Source organism: Nonomuraea sp. NPDC049486, assembly GCF_040676925.1.
GTDB lineage: Bacteria > Actinomycetota > Actinomycetes > Streptosporangiales > Streptosporangiaceae > Nonomuraea > Nonomuraea ferruginea.
In genome coordinates this window covers 59415-74616 of sequence record NZ_JBFAPV010000016.1, presented here as the reverse complement: position 1 = coordinate 74616, position 15202 = coordinate 59415, and the positions used below count along the sequence as shown (strand labels likewise).

At 71.6% G+C, this 15202-nt stretch carries 16 protein-coding genes; 6 read left to right on the top strand and 10 right to left on the bottom strand.

From position 1 onward, the window contains the following. Positions 1–69 precede the first annotated feature (69 nt). A complete protein-coding gene (locus tag AB0K05_RS35875) occupies positions 70–1164 on the top strand; it encodes a serine hydrolase domain-containing protein (RefSeq protein WP_364235229.1) in 1095 nt (364 codons plus the stop codon). Here the strand turns inward: AB0K05_RS35875 and AB0K05_RS35870 are convergent. The 6 genes from AB0K05_RS35870 to AB0K05_RS35845 all read right to left on the bottom strand — a co-directional run bounded on the left by AB0K05_RS35870 (position 1148) and on the right by AB0K05_RS35845 (position 7879). After that, positions 1148–2272: an FAD-dependent monooxygenase gene (locus AB0K05_RS35870; protein WP_271279522.1), complete on the bottom strand. Its 1125-nt coding sequence runs from the start codon at positions 2270–2272 to the stop codon at positions 1148–1150. The two genes, AB0K05_RS35875 and AB0K05_RS35870, sit on opposite strands and share 17 nt — an antisense overlap. After that, positions 2269–3930 (bottom strand): MFS transporter, encoded by a 1662-nt coding sequence (locus AB0K05_RS35865; protein WP_187281201.1) that lies wholly within the window; start codon positions 3928–3930, stop codon positions 2269–2271. The genes AB0K05_RS35870 and AB0K05_RS35865 overlap by 4 nt, the downstream gene beginning before the upstream one ends. Positions 3931–4015: 85 nt before the next feature. Continuing rightward, positions 4016–5416: an FAD-binding oxidoreductase gene (locus AB0K05_RS35860; RefSeq protein WP_148032110.1), complete on the bottom strand. Its 1401-nt coding sequence runs from the start codon at positions 5414–5416 to the stop codon at positions 4016–4018. Positions 5417–5494: 78 nt separating this feature from the next. Continuing rightward, on the bottom strand, positions 5495–5782 hold the full coding sequence (locus AB0K05_RS35855) for a hypothetical protein (RefSeq protein ID WP_148032111.1): 288 nt from the start codon (positions 5780–5782) through the stop codon (positions 5495–5497). A 466-nt stretch (positions 5783–6248) separates the two neighbouring features. Next, positions 6249–7118: a PRC and DUF2382 domain-containing protein gene (locus tag AB0K05_RS35850; RefSeq protein ID WP_364235225.1), complete on the bottom strand. Its 870-nt coding sequence runs from the start codon at positions 7116–7118 to the stop codon at positions 6249–6251. Between the two features lie 140 nt (positions 7119–7258). Then, the gene (locus AB0K05_RS35845) at positions 7259–7879 is read right to left on the bottom strand and encodes a DUF4142 domain-containing protein (protein WP_364235223.1); all 621 of its coding nucleotides are present in this window, start codon (positions 7877–7879) and stop codon (positions 7259–7261) included. Positions 7880–8061: 182 nt separating this feature from the next. Here AB0K05_RS35845 and AB0K05_RS35840 point away from each other — a divergent pair, with 182 nt between their 5' ends. Continuing rightward, the gene (locus AB0K05_RS35840; protein ID WP_148032115.1) at positions 8062–8349 is read left to right on the top strand and encodes an iron-sulfur cluster biosynthesis family protein; all 288 of its coding nucleotides are present in this window, start codon (positions 8062–8064) and stop codon (positions 8347–8349) included. 69 nt (positions 8350–8418) lie between these two features. Here AB0K05_RS35840 and AB0K05_RS35835 read toward each other — a convergent pair whose 3' ends face one another. Then, positions 8419–9393, bottom strand: coding sequence for an acetylxylan esterase (locus AB0K05_RS35835; RefSeq protein ID WP_364235220.1), 975 nt, complete (start codon positions 9391–9393; stop codon positions 8419–8421). A 98-nt stretch (positions 9394–9491) separates the two neighbouring features. Between AB0K05_RS35835 and AB0K05_RS35830 the strand changes: the two genes are divergently transcribed. Beyond that, complete coding sequence (locus AB0K05_RS35830) at positions 9492–9764, top strand: hypothetical protein (protein WP_148032117.1); 273 nt, start codon at positions 9492–9494, stop codon at positions 9762–9764. A gap of 6 nt (positions 9765–9770) precedes the next feature. Here the strand turns inward: AB0K05_RS35830 and AB0K05_RS35825 are convergent, their stop codons facing one another. Together AB0K05_RS35825 and AB0K05_RS35820 are read right to left on the bottom strand one after the other, a co-directional pair. Continuing rightward, complete coding sequence (locus AB0K05_RS35825) at positions 9771–10277, bottom strand: isoprenylcysteine carboxylmethyltransferase family protein (protein WP_148032118.1); 507 nt, start codon at positions 10275–10277, stop codon at positions 9771–9773. A gap of 225 nt (positions 10278–10502) precedes the next feature. Continuing rightward, positions 10503–11372: a hypothetical protein gene (locus AB0K05_RS35820; protein ID WP_364235217.1), complete on the bottom strand. Its 870-nt coding sequence runs from the start codon at positions 11370–11372 to the stop codon at positions 10503–10505. 250 nt (positions 11373–11622) lie between these two features. On the opposite strand from AB0K05_RS35820, the gene AB0K05_RS35815 reads away from it, so the two are divergent. The 3 genes from AB0K05_RS35815 to AB0K05_RS35805 are packed head-to-tail and all read left to right on the top strand — an operon-like array spanning position 11623 to position 13725. Beyond that, a complete protein-coding gene (locus AB0K05_RS35815) occupies positions 11623–12348 on the top strand; it encodes a L,D-transpeptidase family protein (RefSeq protein ID WP_271280292.1) in 726 nt (241 codons plus the stop codon). 56 nt (positions 12349–12404) lie between these two features. Next, on the top strand, positions 12405–12947 hold the full coding sequence (locus AB0K05_RS35810) for a GNAT family N-acetyltransferase (protein ID WP_271280291.1): 543 nt from the start codon (positions 12405–12407) through the stop codon (positions 12945–12947). A gap of 13 nt (positions 12948–12960) precedes the next feature. Continuing rightward, positions 12961–13725: an SDR family oxidoreductase gene (locus AB0K05_RS35805; protein ID WP_219549129.1), complete on the top strand. Its 765-nt coding sequence runs from the start codon at positions 12961–12963 to the stop codon at positions 13723–13725. A 48-nt stretch (positions 13726–13773) separates the two neighbouring features. On the opposite strand, the gene AB0K05_RS35800 is transcribed toward AB0K05_RS35805, so the two are convergent. Further along, positions 13774–15201 (bottom strand): aldehyde dehydrogenase family protein, encoded by a 1428-nt coding sequence (locus AB0K05_RS35800; protein ID WP_364235213.1) that lies wholly within the window; start codon positions 15199–15201, stop codon positions 13774–13776. Between the last annotated feature and the right edge of the window lies 1 nt (position 15202).

Sequence of the window (15202 nt, the reverse complement as noted above, 5' to 3'; positions counted from 1 at the left end):
CGTGGCGGGGCCGGCCCGCCGATGGCTTCCTGCCACCGGGGCGGTCATACCAGCGTTAAGGTGACAGACATGCAGAAGATCGTGCAGGACATCGCCGACGAGCTGGTGGCGTCGGGCGCGGAGCGCGGGCTGCAGGTGGCCGTCTACCGGCGGGGAGAGCTGCTGGCGGACGTGGTGGCCGGGGTGGCGGACGCGGCGACCGGGCGGCCGTTCACGTCAAGCACCCCCGTGTACGCGACCTCGACCGGCAAGGGCGTCACCGCGGCCGTGGTGCACGTGCTGGCCGAGCGGAAGGTGTTCTCGTACGACACGCCGATCGCCGAGCTGTGGCCGGAGTTCGGCGCGCGCGGCAAGGAGCGGGCGACGATCCGCCACGCCCTCTCCCACCAGGCCGGCGTGCCCGGTGTGCCCGAGGCGACCACGCCGGAGGACCTGTGCGACTGGGACCTGATGTGCGCGGCGATCGCGGACGCCGAGCCGTGGTGGGAGCCGGGCACCCGGTGCGGCTACCACCCGCAGACCTTCGGCTACCTGCTGGGCGAGGTGGTGCGCAGGGCCACGGGCAAGCGGATCTCGCAGGTGCTGGAGGAGGAGGTCGCCGGGCCGCTCGGCGTCTCGGGCGAGCTGTTCTTCGCCGTGCCGGAGGCGGAGCTGGGCCGGCTGGCGCGGATCGAGGAGGTCGCCCCGCCGGTGACGCCGCCGCCGTCGCTGCGGAACGGGATCCCGTTCTTCCGGGTGGTCGGCGGCTACACGGCGGCGCCGATGGCGGCCATGCCGGACGCCGGGTTCAGCAACCGGCGCGACGTGCTCACGGCCGAGATCCCGGCCGGCGGCACGATGACCGCCCGTGCGGTGGCGCGCGTCTACGACGCGCTGCTGACGGGCGAGCTGGTGCCGCCGGCGCGGCTGCGCGAGCTGTCGGCGCCCGCGGTGCGCGGCCTCGACGAGGTCACCGGCGTCGAGGCCGCGTGGGGGCTGGGCTACGCGATCGGGCTCACCCCAGGGCTGGCCGCGCCCACCGTGTTCGGGATGCCGGGCAGCGGCGGCACGGTGGCCTTCGCCGACACCCGGACCGGGCTGGCCGTCGGGATCCTGAAGAACCGCATCGGCGACTTCGCCACCGTGGACCGGATCGGCTCGGCGGTGCTCAGCGCAGCACCCTGACGTACCCGTCGCCGATCGGCTCGGTGTCGCCGAACACGTGCAGGTCCTCGCGGAACACGTCCAGGTAGGCCGCCTTGTCGTGGAACGTCCCTGACAGCGCGTCACCGTAGTCGATCAGCTCGCCGTGCGCGTGCCTGCGCGGCTCGTACCCGGTCTCCAGCCCCTTCTCCAGCAGCGCCGGGTCTCCCTCGGCGGCGCAGATGATCCCGGCGAGGATCTCGGCGTCGTGCATGGTGTAGCTCATGCCCATGCCGGTCATCGGGTGGCAGGCGAACGCGGCCGAGCCGAGCAGGGCGGCGTTGCCCTTGTGGTACACCGGCACCCGCATCGCCGCCACGGGGATCTTCTGCCAGTGCGCGGGGCCGAGGACGTCGTAGGCGTCGTCGTTCTCGGTGACGAACTCCTTGAGCGCGTCCACGAGCAGGCCGTGCCCGAACACCTCGTCGTCGTCTTCCAGCGGCAGGCCGACGAACACCCGGGCCTGCTCCTCGTTGACCGGATACAGGTAGCTGAACCAGCCCTCGGAGTTGAAGTAGAGCCGGTTGAGCCGGGCGACGCTGGCGGTCAGCGGCACGGTGGCCACCCGCAGCATGTGCGGGTAGGAGGTGGTCTCCTTGGTGATGCCGAGCTCCTGGCGCACCATCGAGCGGGTGCCGTCGGCGGCGATGACCACCCCGGGCCGCAGCTCGCGGCCGTCGGCCAGGACCAGCCGGGCCACCCGGTCGCCGTCGCGCTCCAGGCTCTCGATCCGCGAGTCGAACCAGAACTCGACGCCCTCCATCGCGCAGGACGAGTAGATGACCTCGACCAGCTCGCGGTAGGGGCGGATGAGGAAGCCGTCGGGGTAACGGCATTCCTGGATCGGCTCGCCGTCGTGGTAGTAGCGGACGATGTCGCGTTTGAGCGAGTGCCGTTCCACCAGGCTCCCCAGCCCGTGCCGGGCCAGGACCGCCATGCCGGGGCGTTTGACGAAGTCGGCGCCGGCGGCCGGGATGGCCGTGCCCTGCTCCACGACGACGACGCTCCGGCCGCTGCGGCCCAGTAACAGGGCCAGGAAGCAGCCGCCGAGACCGGCGCCGACGATCGCTACGTCGCAGGATGTCGTCATTGCCATGATGAGAGCCCTTCTGGTGTTCTTGCGAGACGCGTGCCCCCGTGCACGCGGGGTTGCGAGCCGGGCCTCATGGCGTGGGCCTGGCCCCGCCCCAGCTGGGGCGGTACCGCCGGGACCGCGGCGTGGCCGGGGTCGGCGGCGGGCTGCGGGGGCAGCAGCGCGTCGGCTTCGGCGGCGACCGTGGCCAGCTGCATGCGCAGCTCCAGCAGCATCTTGCGAGGCACCAGGACCATGACCTCGCCGGTGGCGTGCGGCATCCGCAGCATCTTGATCAGGGCGAGCGTGCCGACCAGCACGGAGACGGCCACGCACACCGCCAGCGCGCTGGCCAGACCGCCCATGGGGCCCACCATGAAGGGGTGGCCGATGACGACCGACACGGTGGCCACGCCGACGGCGCCGCCGACCATGCGGGACATGACGGCCGCGCCCACCGCGGAGGCGTACTGGTGCGGCTGGGCGGCCAGGGTGGTGGCCATGGAGGTGCCGGGCGCGAGCGCCCCCACCCCGACGCCCACGCCGACGCTCGCCGCGAGCCCCCACAGCGTGGGACCGCTCTGCGCCAGCGCCACGACACAGGAGCCGCCGCACGCGGTGGCGCCGACGTAGATGAGCCCGTACGGGCCCAGCTTGCGCACGACCTTGCCGCCCAGCCACGCGGTCACCGCCACGGCGACGGAGGTAGGCGTCAGCCACAGCGCGACCTCCAGCATGGGGAAGCCCAGGTGCAGGAGGTAGAGCGGCTGCAGCGCGAGCAGGCCGTACGACAGCACGCCGAATCCCCAGGTCGCGAGCCAGCCCCAGGCGAAGCCGGGCCGCCGCCAGAGCGTCAGGTCGACGGCGGGCACCCGGTGCCGGCGGGACCGCAGGAGCGACAGGACCAGCAGGACGAGCGCGCCGGCGGCCAGGTAGGCGCACACCACGCCCCACGAGGTCGCCTTGGAGATGGCCAGGACGATGGCCCCGATCGAGGCGGCCAGCAGGACCGCGCCGAGCATGTCGGGCCGCGTCCGGGCGCCGCTCCGGCCGGCGGGCAGGCCGGGCGGCAGCCAGGTGGCGGCGAGCAGCAGGAGCATGCCGACCACGACGACCGGCGCGAACAGCGCGCGCCAGCCGAACCCTTCCGCCAGCCAGCCGCCGCCCGCCTGCATGAGCAGGCAGCCGACGCCGGACGCGGAGCTCCACAGCGCGATGGCGCCGCGCCGCTGGTGCTCGGGCAGCTCGCCGAGGAGCACGGCGAGGCTGGCCGGGATCATGGCGGCGGCGCCGACCCCCTGCACGGCCCTGGCCGCGAGGACCATCGGCCAGTCGGGCACGGTGAGCGTGGCGAGCCCGCCGAGGACGAACACCACGAGCCCGATGATCAGCACGCGGCGGCGGCCGAACAGGTCGGCCCAGCGTCCCGCGGTGGCCAGCAGGGCCGCGATCGGCACGAACGCGGCGCTGGTCAGCCAGAGCAGGTCGTTCAGCGGCAGGGCGTTCCCGGCGTCGCCGTGCTGCATCAGGCCGACGGCGAGCGTGGTGGCCGTGGTGTCGGCCATGACGGTGAACATGACGCCGGCGCCTACCAGCCGCAGCAGCGTGCCGCGCCCGCGTGCGGGCTTTCGCGTGACCGGGTATGAGCCCGTCTCGACGACTGGCGACTGACGCAACGTGGCCACCTCCATGAGAGCCCGGATGTCGTTCCCGCCGCCCGGCGCGCCGGGCGGCGGTCGTGCCTTCCCGTCCCCGCCGCCGTCAGGCGCTGTAGCGTCCCGGCGAGACCAGTCCGTACGGGTCCAGCGCGCCCTTGAGCCGGTAGAGCATGGACAGGGTCGCCGTCGAGGACTGGGCGTAGACGTCGGCGGCGGCGTTGTCGATGTCGGAGCGGTAGATGGGGCAGCCGTAGCCGCGCAGCAGGCCGTTGGCGTCCTGGCGCAGGCGGTGGGCGCGGGCCGGCGCGTCCGCCACGCCACGGTCGAAGAAGATCTGGATGACGCCGTTGGCGAGGTTCCTGCTGACCATGTTCCACTCCATCATCGCCGCGGTGCCGTTGCACTCGACGGCCGCGCGGAGCACGGTCAGGAGGTTCTCGGTGGAGATCTCGTCCATCGGGAGCTTGGGCAGCAGCACGAGGAAGCCGATCTGGCCGGCGTCGACGTCGTCGCAGGAGGTGACGCCGAGCGCGTTGTGCACGCTCAGGCAGTTGGGGATGCCCTGGGCCATGAGCGCCCGCGGGTAGAGGGGGTCGTCGGGGCTCACCGCCGCGGCGTCCAGGACGCGGAGCCCTTCGGCGCCCTCGACCTCCAGCAGGTGCTTGCGCAGCAGGTCCTCGGCCAGACGGACGGTCTCCCCGCTGCCGAGCAGCGGGCCGACGATGGTGAGCAGTTCGGGGTCCACCCCGTCCGGGAGCATCCAGCCGCCCCGGCTGGGCGTCAGCGACAGCTCGCGCACCCGCAGCAGCCCGTCGGCGGGGTTGCCGTTGCGCAGGAACGAACCCACCGCGCCCACGGCCCGGCCGGCCTGGTCGCGCGGGATGCGGGCGTGCACCAGCCCGATGGCCTGCGGGCGGGGCACCAGCGCGATGACGCCCGCGGTGATGATGCCGAGGTTGTGCTGGACGAAGGCGCCGGTCAGGTCGGGGCCGGCGACGGCGCCGCGGTAGCGGCCCCAGTGGTCCAGCCCGCCGGTGCTGACGAGGCTGCCGTCGGCGAGCACGGCCTCGAGCCCGGCGAGGTCGTGCACGCGGGAGCGGATCGAGCCGTCGCCGCGCTCCAGCGCGTTGCCGACCACGGAGGTGTCGGCGCACGAGGAGGTGACGTTGAGCATCCAGTCGGTGTCGCGCAGCTCCTCGGCGAGCTGGCGCTGGGTCACTCCGGGCTCGATGACGGCGAAGCCGTTCTCCAGGTCCAGGCTGCGGATGCGGTTCATGGCGCTGAGGTCGACGACCACGTTCTCGTCCTTGGCCGGCACGCCGGAGCCCATGCCCCAGTTGCGCCCGGTGCTCAGCGGATATAGACGACGCCCCTCGACGGCTGCCCGCCGCACCACGGCGCGTACCTCGTCGACGTTCTGGGGCCGCGCGACGCCCGCGATCATCCGCGCGCGGTGTGCTCCGACGTCGCGTACTGCTGACGCCAGTCGCGTGTGACCTTGCATGACACTCCTTGGTGAGCCGAGACATTCCCCGCGGGTCGCCGGCCGCTTCGCCGGGTCTCCCCCCTCATTGGTTCGCGATCAGGCGGTGCGCTTGAGCAGGTCGTCGATGGAGCCGATGGCCCTGTTCGATATCTCCCGGATCTGCCACAGCCGCTCGGTGACCTGGGTGTCAGGCTCGATCGGCTCGGGTGCGGCGATCTCTTCCAGGTGGTCGTAGACGGCCAGACGCGGCTTGGGCGGCTGCCGGTCTCCGTCGTAGGGGTGGCGGTAATCGGGGTGGACGTGCATGGCGGGGCTCCTACCGAACGGGTTCTGGGTCGCGGTCGGCCGTGACGTCGGTGCGGCGCCGTCGGGGGTAACGCTCATCTCGCTGGTCACCTCCCCTTTCAGGACATCCGCGAAGTGCTCTGTAAACCCTGAACTACTTGTTCACGCCCTGATCCTGCCATTTACCGTCAAGCTGTCAACTGCTACTTAACGAATGCGTTGGAATGCCCCCGTGGGTCACAGGGCGGCTCGCAGGAACCTCCAGGCGCGCCGGTCAGCCGGCGTGGAAGACCGCGCGAAACCGTTCCGGTAGTGCTCGGAAAGGGGATCTCGGCCGCGGAAGGGGGCCACGGGCGAGCCGTCCGCCATGTAACCCGAAGGTCAGGCGCGGCTACCCTGCGGGAGGGTAAGAGAGCAACCACGGAGTAACGGGTCGTGACAGCCCGCAAGCGGGATCAGGCCCGCCCGAATTCGGGGGTTTCGTTGCGCTATGTGAGTTCTTTCATCATCTGAAAGCGAGGGCGCGACCGTGCGCCCTCGCCTGAAAACCGCGCGAAAGAGGGCGTCAGCGCCCGCGTCGGTCGTCGCGCTCGTCGCCCTCGTCGATCGTCGTGCCGTCCCGGTCGACCTCGAAGCGCTCCTTGCGGACCTCCCCCTGCACCGTCTCGTCCTTGCGGACTCTCTCCTTGTGCAGGCGCACGCGCTCGACGGGCCGGGTCTCCTTGCCGACGACCGGGCGCTCCTCGTACAGGGTGATGGACTCCTCGTCCTCCTCCAGCTCGCGCCCCTCCAAGGGCTGGCCGCCGGAGATCGGCTCGCGCTCGATCACGACCTCGTCGTGCTCCAGCGGGATGCTCTCCTGGACGTTCTCGCTGTCCACGTACTTGCGCAGCCGGACGTGGCCGGCCTCCCTCGTTTCCTTGCCGACGTGCATCGTCTCCTCGGAGCGGGTCATGTCGACATCCCGCTCGGTCCCCCGCGCGCCGCGCCGCTCGGGCGCGGGGCCGGTGACCTTTCCGGTCATCCCGGCGGTCGTTCCGGACGTTCCGGTCGTTCCGGTCGTTCCGGTGGTCGTTCCGGTGGTCGTTCCGGTCGTGCCCTCGGGCTTGCGCTGGCTGGGGATGGTGGACGGCTGCATGCCGTAGTAGCGGTAGAGCCCGGCCTCCTCCTCCAGGGTCAGGTGTTCGTCCACGTCGATGCTGGGCGCGCCCTTGATGATCTCCTTCACGAACGGGACGCGCAGTTCGTTCCCGGACCGGCGCGAACCGGTCAGCGGCACGAAGTTCTGCTTCATGCCGAACATCCCGGTGCGCACCGTGACCCACTCCGGGTCCCCCGTGCGGTCGCTGAGGTAGACCTGGCCGACCCTGCCGACCCGCTGACCATCGGAGTCGATGACATCGCAGTCGAAAAGGCTCCGGATCTCTGTCTGCATAGCCACGACGATTCCCCCGAATTGTTCGTTCTGACGGCCGCTTCGCCGGACCGACAGGTGGCTCAAGACGGGCAAATACCCCCATACCTGCACAAACGCACGCTCACCCGGGATGTTTTGCGTAATTCGGGGTTGACGCCTCAGGAGTTCTCCGGGGCCGGGGCGCCGCTGTCCGGCGCCGGCGCCTCCCCGCCGGGGATCTTGCCGATCTCGTCGAGATGCATCTCCAGCGCCGGGAGCGCCTTCTCCGCCAGCTGCTTCACCTGGGGCGACGTGCCGCTCTGGATCTCGGCCTGCGTGGCGGTGACGGCCTTCTCGTGCGCCTTGCGCATGGCGATCAGGAACTCCTGGTTGAAGTCGGCGCGCGAGGCGTCGCGGAGCCCGGCGATGACCTTCTTCTGCTCGCCCGAGGTGTTCTTGGGCAGGCTGACGCCGAGCTGCTCGGCGGTCTTCACGACCTCCTGATCGAGCTTGGTGTGGTCCTCGACCAGCATCGTGCCCAGCCTCTGGACCGCCTCGGAGGTGCTCTTGTGCTGGGCCAGGTCCCCCGCCTGGGTCTCGGCCATGTTGCCCTGGTGGATCTCCCGGAGCCAGATCCGGTCCTGGTCGGAGGGCTGAACGGGAGAGGCCGTCCCCGGCGAGGCCGCGGTGGGCGAGGCCGGCGAGGCGAGCCCCGCGGACGTGCTGGGGCCGCTGTTGCAGCCGGTGACGGCGGTCACGGCGGCCAGGAGCAGGGCGAGGTACGGGCGCGGAACGGACATGCTGAATCCCCCGACGATCTGTGATGGTGCGTTGACGGAGAGTCATCCAAGCGCGCCCGGCGGGCCCGGCCCGCCACGCCACGCCGGTTCGCCGGTAAAAGTCCCGGCCACAAAGGTTAGGACCCGGACAGACCGGGGAATGGCAGCCGACTCATGTACGTCGAATCCGAGGAGGAGCCGTAGTGCTCACCCTGACAGCTAACGCAGCCCAGGCGATCCGCAATCTCACGGCGGGCGCGCCCGAGCCGGCGCAGGGCGGCATCCGCATCGCCTCCAGCGATGACGACGCCAGCTCGCTGACCCTGTCCCTGGCCACGGCTCCCGAGCCGGCTGACGCGGTCGTGGAGTCGGAGGGCGCCCGCGTCTACCTCGACCCGGTGGCCGCGACGGTGCTGGACGACAAGTCACTCGACGCCGGCGCCGACGACCAGGGGGCGGTGTCCTTCCTGGTGACCGAGCGCGCCGGCTGACACCGCAGCTCGGCACGCCGCCGGGTCCGGCACGATCCACGTGCCGGATCGGCGGCGTGCCAGGCGGGGTCAGGCGAACAGCGCGGCCAGGTGGCGGCGCTGCTCCTCGCGCTGGTAGCCGCTCCCGCCCTCGTGGCCGTTCCACGGCCACACCGTGATCTCCTTCGGCCCCTGCCAGTGGTTGTAGGCGGCGAAGACCGTCGACGGCGGGCAGACGAAGTCCATCAGCGCCACCGAATACAGCGCCGGCACCGTGCCACGAGCCGCGAAGTTGACCCCGTCGAAGTACGCGAGCGTCCGGAACACCTGGTCGGCGGCCTCGCGCCGGGTGGCGAGGAACCGGACCAGCTCCTGGTACGGGTCGCGGTCGGTGATCTCGACGGCCCGGCGGAAGTGCGTCAGGAACGGCACGTCCACGAGCGCCGCCGCCACCGACGGGTGCAGCGCGGCGGTGGCCTGCGCGATGCCGCCGCCCTGGCTGCCGCCTGAAACCACGATCCGGCCCGCGTCCACGGACGGGTGGGCCGCCGCCGCGTCGACGGCCCTGACCGCGTCGGCGAACACCCGGCGGTAGTAGTAGTCGTCCGGGTCCATGATCCCGCGGGTCATCATGCCGGGAGCCTGCGGGCCCGCCGCGCCGTGCGGGTCGCCGGTGGAGCCGGGCGACTGCACGCTGGCGCCGCCGTGGCCCCGGGTCTCCATCACGAACACCGCGTACCCGGCCGCCGGCCACATCAGGTGGTCGTGCGGGAAGCCGCGCCCGCCGCTGTAGCCGATGTAGTGCATCACGCACGGCAGCGGGGCCCCGGCGCCGCGCGGGATGAGGAACCAGCCGTTGATCCGGTGCCCGCCCCACCCGGCGAACGAGACGTCGAACGCGTCCACGTGGGCGAACGGCAGCTCGTACGGGGTGAACTCCGCGTCCAGCGCGAACTCGCGGGCCTCGGCGAGCGTGCGGGCCCAGAACGCGTCGAAGTCGGCGGGCTCGTCACGGTCGGGGCGGTAGTCGCGGAGTCGCTCAAGCGGCAGATCGAACAGGGGCACAGATACTCCAACCTTTCGGGATGGAGACATTTCATCGCATCCACGCACATCAGCGCCACAGCGTGCACGATCATCAGGAATCCGGGTAGCTGACCCCCGTGAACGTGCACCTGTTCCAGACATCCCGCCCCCACCTGGCGCCGGGCATGATCCTCGACGCCCCTCTGGACTACGACGACTTCATCCTGGGGTTCGGCGACGAGACCGAGGCGCGGGCCGAGCTCTTCTTCATCGGCGGCCGCCCGTTGCTGGTCGTCGGGGGTTACATGACCATGGACGGCACCGTCGTCGACGAGCGCATGTGGACCGTCAGCGAGGTGACCGTGAGCGGCGACCGGCGCATCCTGCGCCTGGGGCACCCGCTGGAGTGACCGGCGTCAGGGGTGGTACGGCCGGACGCGCGGCCACCACCCGGGCACCGCGCGGCGGTATCGCTCGTAGTCGGCGCCGAACCTGCCGAGCAGGCGCGGCTCCTCGTACCAGTGCGCGAAAGCGCCCATCGCCGCCCCGGCCACCGCCGCGTACACCAGCAGCCCGCCGTCGCCGAACAGCAGCGCCTGCCCCAGGATCGCCGCCAGGACGCCCACGTACATCGGGTTGCGCACGTGGCGGTAGAGGCCGCCGACGACCAGCCGCCCGGGCGCCGCGATCGGGGCCGGCGTGCCGGAGCCCTCGGCGACGAACCGGACGAACGCGTCCACGACGACGGCCGCCCCGGCCAGGAGCAGCAGCACGCCCGCCACCCTGAGGGGGATCATCCAGGCGCCGGGCAGCGGCGAGCGCGGCTCCCAGCCGGAGACCCACCAGGGGCCCAGGCCGGCGACGACGCCCGGGGCGGCGAGGAAGAAGATCGCACTGCCGATCGCGGCTGATGTCCTGCGCATGGCCCACCCCTTATTTCATCACATGATGACTTCTTCGGGTCGGCCCGCCAACCCCGGGGAACGCGAAATGCCGCACCCGTCGAAACGGGTGCGGCATTTCGTCCGCACGATGAATCACCGAAGGGAATCCGCCTGCCGGATTTTCGCCACGGCCTGCGGCCGGGCCGGAAAACGAGCGGCGGGTTCATTCCCCTCCGCTACGGGCGACGAGCCCCAGCGGCTTTTTCAGGCGGTCTTCTTCTTCTGGTCGGTGCGCCACCACGGCTCGCTGCCGTTCTCGACGAACGGCCACACCCACCACTTGTTGTTGTGGTGGTGGTGCTTCTTGGCGTAGGAGCCGTGACCCCACTTCTCCTTGTGCGGAGCCTTGTACTCGCCCCAGTCGCCGCGGGCGTGGTCGCCGTTGTACGTGTCCCACTCGCCGCGGTCGCCGTCGCCGTACTTCTCCCACTCGCCGCGGTCGCCGTTGTACTTCTGCCACTCGCCGTGGTCGCCCTTGTACTTGCCCCAGTCACCGTGGTCCTGGATGCCGTTGTACGTGTCCCGCTCGCCGCGGTTCTGGTCGCCGTTGTACTTGTCCCACTCGGCGCGGTCGCCCTTGTACTTGTCCCACTCGCCGCGGTCCTCGTTGTACTGCTTCCAGTCACCGCGGTCCTGGTAGCCCTTGCGCCCGTCCCACTCGCCGCGCTCGTCGTCGCCCTTGCGCTTGCCCCAGTCGCCCTCGCGGTCCTTGTGCTTGAACCCGTCGTCGTGGTGGCGGCCCTTGTGCTCGAACTCGTCGTCGTCGACGTCATCGTCGAGGTCGCGGTGGTGGTGGTGACCCTTGTTCTTGAAGAACCAGTTGCCGTCGTGGTGGCGGTGCCCGCAGTTGTGGCAGCCGCGACGGTGGCCGCAGCTGTGGCACCTGTAGCGGTGCCCGCACTTGCGGTGCTTGCAGAGAATCGGCTTCTCGTGCACGACGACGGCGGTGCCGGCCACCTGGCCGGTACCGGCGACGGCCTGTGCCGCGGGGAGGAGCGTCGCTCCGGCGGCGGCCGCCGCCAGCGCGAGACCGGCGACCCGCCTGCCGGAGCGGATACGGCTTGCAATGTTCATGGGCGATGGTTTCCGTTCATGGTTCATCGATCTGGAAGCGGGCTCTGAAACGCCTCGCGACAGCCGCGAACATACCCTTGCCGCGAAGCAGGACTATCTCGCCACTCAGCAATGCCGGTTCAAAAAAACGCCATTCTAGGGAACCAAAAAGAAGGCGGCCCAAAATGTCCGAATTTGTCCTGGCCTGCTCTTTACAGAATGAGACCCTCCGGCGGGATCACCATTTCCTAACAAGGGATACGTTAACTCCGTGATCAACGCCTGCCGCATTCTCGCGCTCGTCCTGTGCCTCGCTCTCCCGACGGCCGCCCCTTTCATCTCCCCGGCGGCGGCCGACGACGGCTGGGGCGAGGACGAGGAGATCGACCTGCGGCCCGGAGACCGCGGCGAGGACGTCAGGTGGCTCCAGCAGCGGCTGCGCCAGATGGGCTACCTGTTCACCAAGGCGACCGGCAGCTACGACAAGGACACCCGCTTCGCGGTGTGGGCGTTCAGGAAGAGCCAGGGCATGCAGGCCGCGAACATCGTCGACACCGATGTGTGGCGGAGGCTGACCAGGCCCAGGAAGGTGCGCCCGCTGGTGAAGACCGGGTCGGCCAACCGGGTCGAGATCGACCTGCGCCGCCAGCTCCTGACCGTCTACCGCCGCGGCCGGCCGGTGCTCATCTCGCACACCTCGACGGGCGCCGGGGTGCGGTTCTGCCAGGGCGGCCGCTGCCGCGTCGCCGTCACCCCGATCGGCGACTTCCGCGTCTACAAGCGCGCGCCGGGCTGGACGACGGGCCCGCTGGGCTCGATGTACAACTCGCTGTACTTCGTGGGCGGGGTGGCGATCCACGGCGGCCGGAAGGTGCCGTCGTGGCCCGGCTCCCACGGCTGTGTGCGCCTCCCCATGTCGATAGCCGACCGCCTCTACCGGATGGTGACCATCGGGGAGCCGGTGTACGTCAGGCAGGGCCACAAGCTGAAGGGCTAGGCCGCCGCGCCGAAAATCCGTCGAGGGGCGCGGGACCGGCGATTACCGTGTGCCGGATGGACACGGAACGCCTCATCCTGCGCCCCTTCACGATGGACGACGCCGGCGAGCTCGTCCGCCTCCACAACGACCGCGACGTCATGCGCTTCCTCAACGGCGGCAGGCCGACGCCGCGCGAGACGATCGTGCGCGAGACGCTCCCCCGGTTCATGGCGTCGGGGTTCTTCGCCGCCGAGGAGCGGCGCACCGGCGCCTTCATCGGCTGGTTCCACCTGCGGCCGGGCGGCGAGGGCGAGCTGGAGCTGGGTTACCGGCTGCGCCGGGAGTCCTGGGGACGCGGGTACGCGACCGAGGGGTCGCTGCGGCTGATCGAGCGGGCGTTCGCCGAGCTGGGCGCGCGCCGCGTCTACGCCCAGACGATGGCGGTGAACCTGGGTTCGCGCCGGGTCATGGAGAAGTGCGGGCTGCGGCACGTACGCACCTTCTGGGAGGACTGGGAGGACCCGATCGACGGCGCGGAGCAGGGCGAGGTCGAGTACGAGCTGCTCCGGGAGGAGTGGGAGGCGCGACACCACCTGGTGCACTGGTCTGACCAGTGACTAAGGTGCTGCCATGAAGGCATACGAGGGGTTGTTCCGCCTGGACGGGCGGCGTGCGGTGGTCATCGGGTCGGGCAGCGGCATCGGCAGGGAGGCGGCGCTGGCGCTGGCCGCGCACGGCGCGACGGTGGTGTGCGCGGACCGCGACCTGCCCTCCGCCGAGGAGACGGCGTCCCGCTGCGGCGGCACGTCCCTGGCGCTCGACGTGCTGGACGGCGCGGCCGTGCACGCCGCGGGCGCCGAGCTCGAGGCGGACGTGGTGGTGTTCACCGCGGCCACCAACGTGCGCAAGCGGCTGCTGGACTACACGGCCGAGGAGTTCCAGCGGGTCGTCGACCTCAACCTGAAGGCCTCGTTCGAGGTGGTCCGCGCGTTCGGCGCGGGCATGGTGGCGCGCGGCCGCGGGTCCATCATCGGCTTCGCCTCCATCCGCGCCGCCGTCACCGAGCCCGGCCAGGGCGTCTACTCGGCCACCAAGGCCGGGCTGGTGCAGTTGCTGCGCACCGCGGCGGCCGAGTTCGGGCCGCACGGGGTGCGGGTGAACGCGATCGCGCCCGGCGTGGTGGAGACACCGCTCACCAAGCAGATCAAGGACGACCCCGGCTGGTACGGGGCGTACGCGGCCAAGAGCGCGCTGGGCCGCTGGGCCACCGCCGGGGAGCTGGCGGGCGCGGTCGTCTACCTGGCCGGCGACGCCGCCAGCTTCGTCACCGGCTCGGTGCTGTACGTCGACGGCGGCTGGACGGCGGTGGACGGCCGCTTCGACCCGCCCAACTGACGGCGGACCAGGAGCCACCCGTCCCTGCCGGACGCCTGTCATCCGTCCTCAGGGGCGGATGATGGCCATCCGGGTCACGGTGAGCTCCTCGATCGCGAACCGCGGGCCCTCCCGGCCGACGCCGGAGTCCTTGACGCCCCCGTACGGCATGTTGTCGGCACGGAAGCCCGGCACCTCGTTGACCACCACTCCCCCGGCCTCGATCCGCTCGATCGCGGCGAAGGCGGTGGCCAGCGAGCGGGTGAACACCGAGGCGTGCAGCCCGTACCGGGAGGCGTTGACCGCGGCGAAGGCGGCCTCCAGGTCGGGCACCGGGCGCACGCACACGACGGGGCCGAAGATCTCCTCGTCCCAGGCGGCGGCCCCGTCGGGCACGCCGGCCAGCAGCGTGGGCGCGATGGCGCGGCCGTCGCGCACGCCGCCCGTCACCACCTCGGCCCCGGAGGAGGCGACCCAGTCGAGCACCCGGTCGGAGGCGGCCGGGTCGATGAGCGGCGCCACCCGGGTCTCGGGCAGCCGCGGGTCGCCCACCACCACGTCCTTCATCCGTGCGGCCAGCAGCTCCCGGAACCGCGCCGCCACCGGCTCCTCGACGAGCACCCGCTGCACCGAGATGCACGCCTGGCCGGAGGCGTAGTAGCCGCCGCGCACCACCGCGTCGGCGGCGGCCTCCAGGTCGGCGTCGGCGGCCACCACGAGGGCGGCGTTCGAGCCGAGTTCGAGCAGCACCTTCGTGGGGGCGGCGTTGCGGGCGATGGCGTGCCCGGCCGCGGCCGAGCCGGTGAACGAGACGGCGCCGATCCGCCGGTCCTCGACCAGCGTCCGGCCCACCTCGACGTCGCCGGTGACGAGCTGCACCGCCGCCCGCGGCAGCGCGCCGGACTCGCGCAGCAGGTGCACCAGCCAGAGCGTCGCCAGCGGCGTCGCCGGGGCGGGCTTGACGATCACCGGGCACCCGGCGGCCACCGCGGGCGCGATCTTGTGGGCGGCCAGCAGCAGCGGGTAGTTGAACCCGGTGATGCCGACCACCACCCCGATCGGCCGCCGCGTCCAGAACCCGATCAGGCCCTCCCCCGCGGGCAGCAGGTCCAGCGGCACGGTCTCGCCGTGCAGCCTGGCCACCTCCTCGGCGGCCGTGACCAGCGTGACCAGGGTGCGCGCCACCTCGACCCGGCAGTCGACGAGCGGCTTACCGGTCTCCAGCACGAGCAGCCGCTCGACCTCCTCGCGCCGCTCGGCCAGCGCGTCGTGGGCGGCCATGAGGGCGCGGCGGCGAACGTGCGACGGCAGCGCCGCCATCGCGGGCGCGACCGCGAGCGCTTCCTCGACCGCCCGCGCGGCCAGCTTCGCGTCCCCGACGGGGGCGGGCATCACCACCGAGCCGTCGTACGGGAAGATCACGTCGGCTTCGGCGGCCGGTTCGACCCATCCGTCGCCGATGGGCAGCCCGGACGGCCACGCATCCTGATATTTCACG

Excerpts from the sequence above, each read along its gene's own strand:
- AB0K05_RS35875 (WP_364235229.1), top strand. The coding sequence starts at position 70 with ATGCAGAAGATCGTGCAGGACATCGCCGACGAGCTGGTGGCGTCGGGC.
- AB0K05_RS35870 (WP_271279522.1), bottom strand. The coding sequence starts at position 2,272 with ATGACGACATCCTGCGACGTAGCGATCGTCGGCGCCGGTCTCGGCGGC.
- AB0K05_RS35860 (WP_148032110.1), bottom strand. The coding sequence starts at position 5,416 with ATGCAAGGTCACACGCGACTGGCGTCAGCAGTACGCGACGTCGGAGCA.
- AB0K05_RS35855 (WP_148032111.1), bottom strand. The coding sequence starts at position 5,782 with ATGAGCGTTACCCCCGACGGCGCCGCACCGACGTCACGGCCGACCGCG.
- AB0K05_RS35850 (WP_364235225.1), bottom strand. The coding sequence starts at position 7,118 with ATGCAGACAGAGATCCGGAGCCTTTTCGACTGCGATGTCATCGACTCC.
- AB0K05_RS35845 (WP_364235223.1), bottom strand. The coding sequence starts at position 7,879 with ATGTCCGTTCCGCGCCCGTACCTCGCCCTGCTCCTGGCCGCCGTGACC.
- AB0K05_RS35825 (WP_148032118.1), bottom strand. The coding sequence starts at position 10,277 with ATGCGCAGGACATCAGCCGCGATCGGCAGTGCGATCTTCTTCCTCGCC.
- AB0K05_RS35820 (WP_364235217.1), bottom strand. The coding sequence starts at position 11,372 with ATGAACATTGCAAGCCGTATCCGCTCCGGCAGGCGGGTCGCCGGTCTC.
- AB0K05_RS35810 (WP_271280291.1), top strand. The coding sequence starts at position 12,405 with ATGGACACGGAACGCCTCATCCTGCGCCCCTTCACGATGGACGACGCC.
- AB0K05_RS35805 (WP_219549129.1), top strand. The coding sequence starts at position 12,961 with ATGAAGGCATACGAGGGGTTGTTCCGCCTGGACGGGCGGCGTGCGGTG.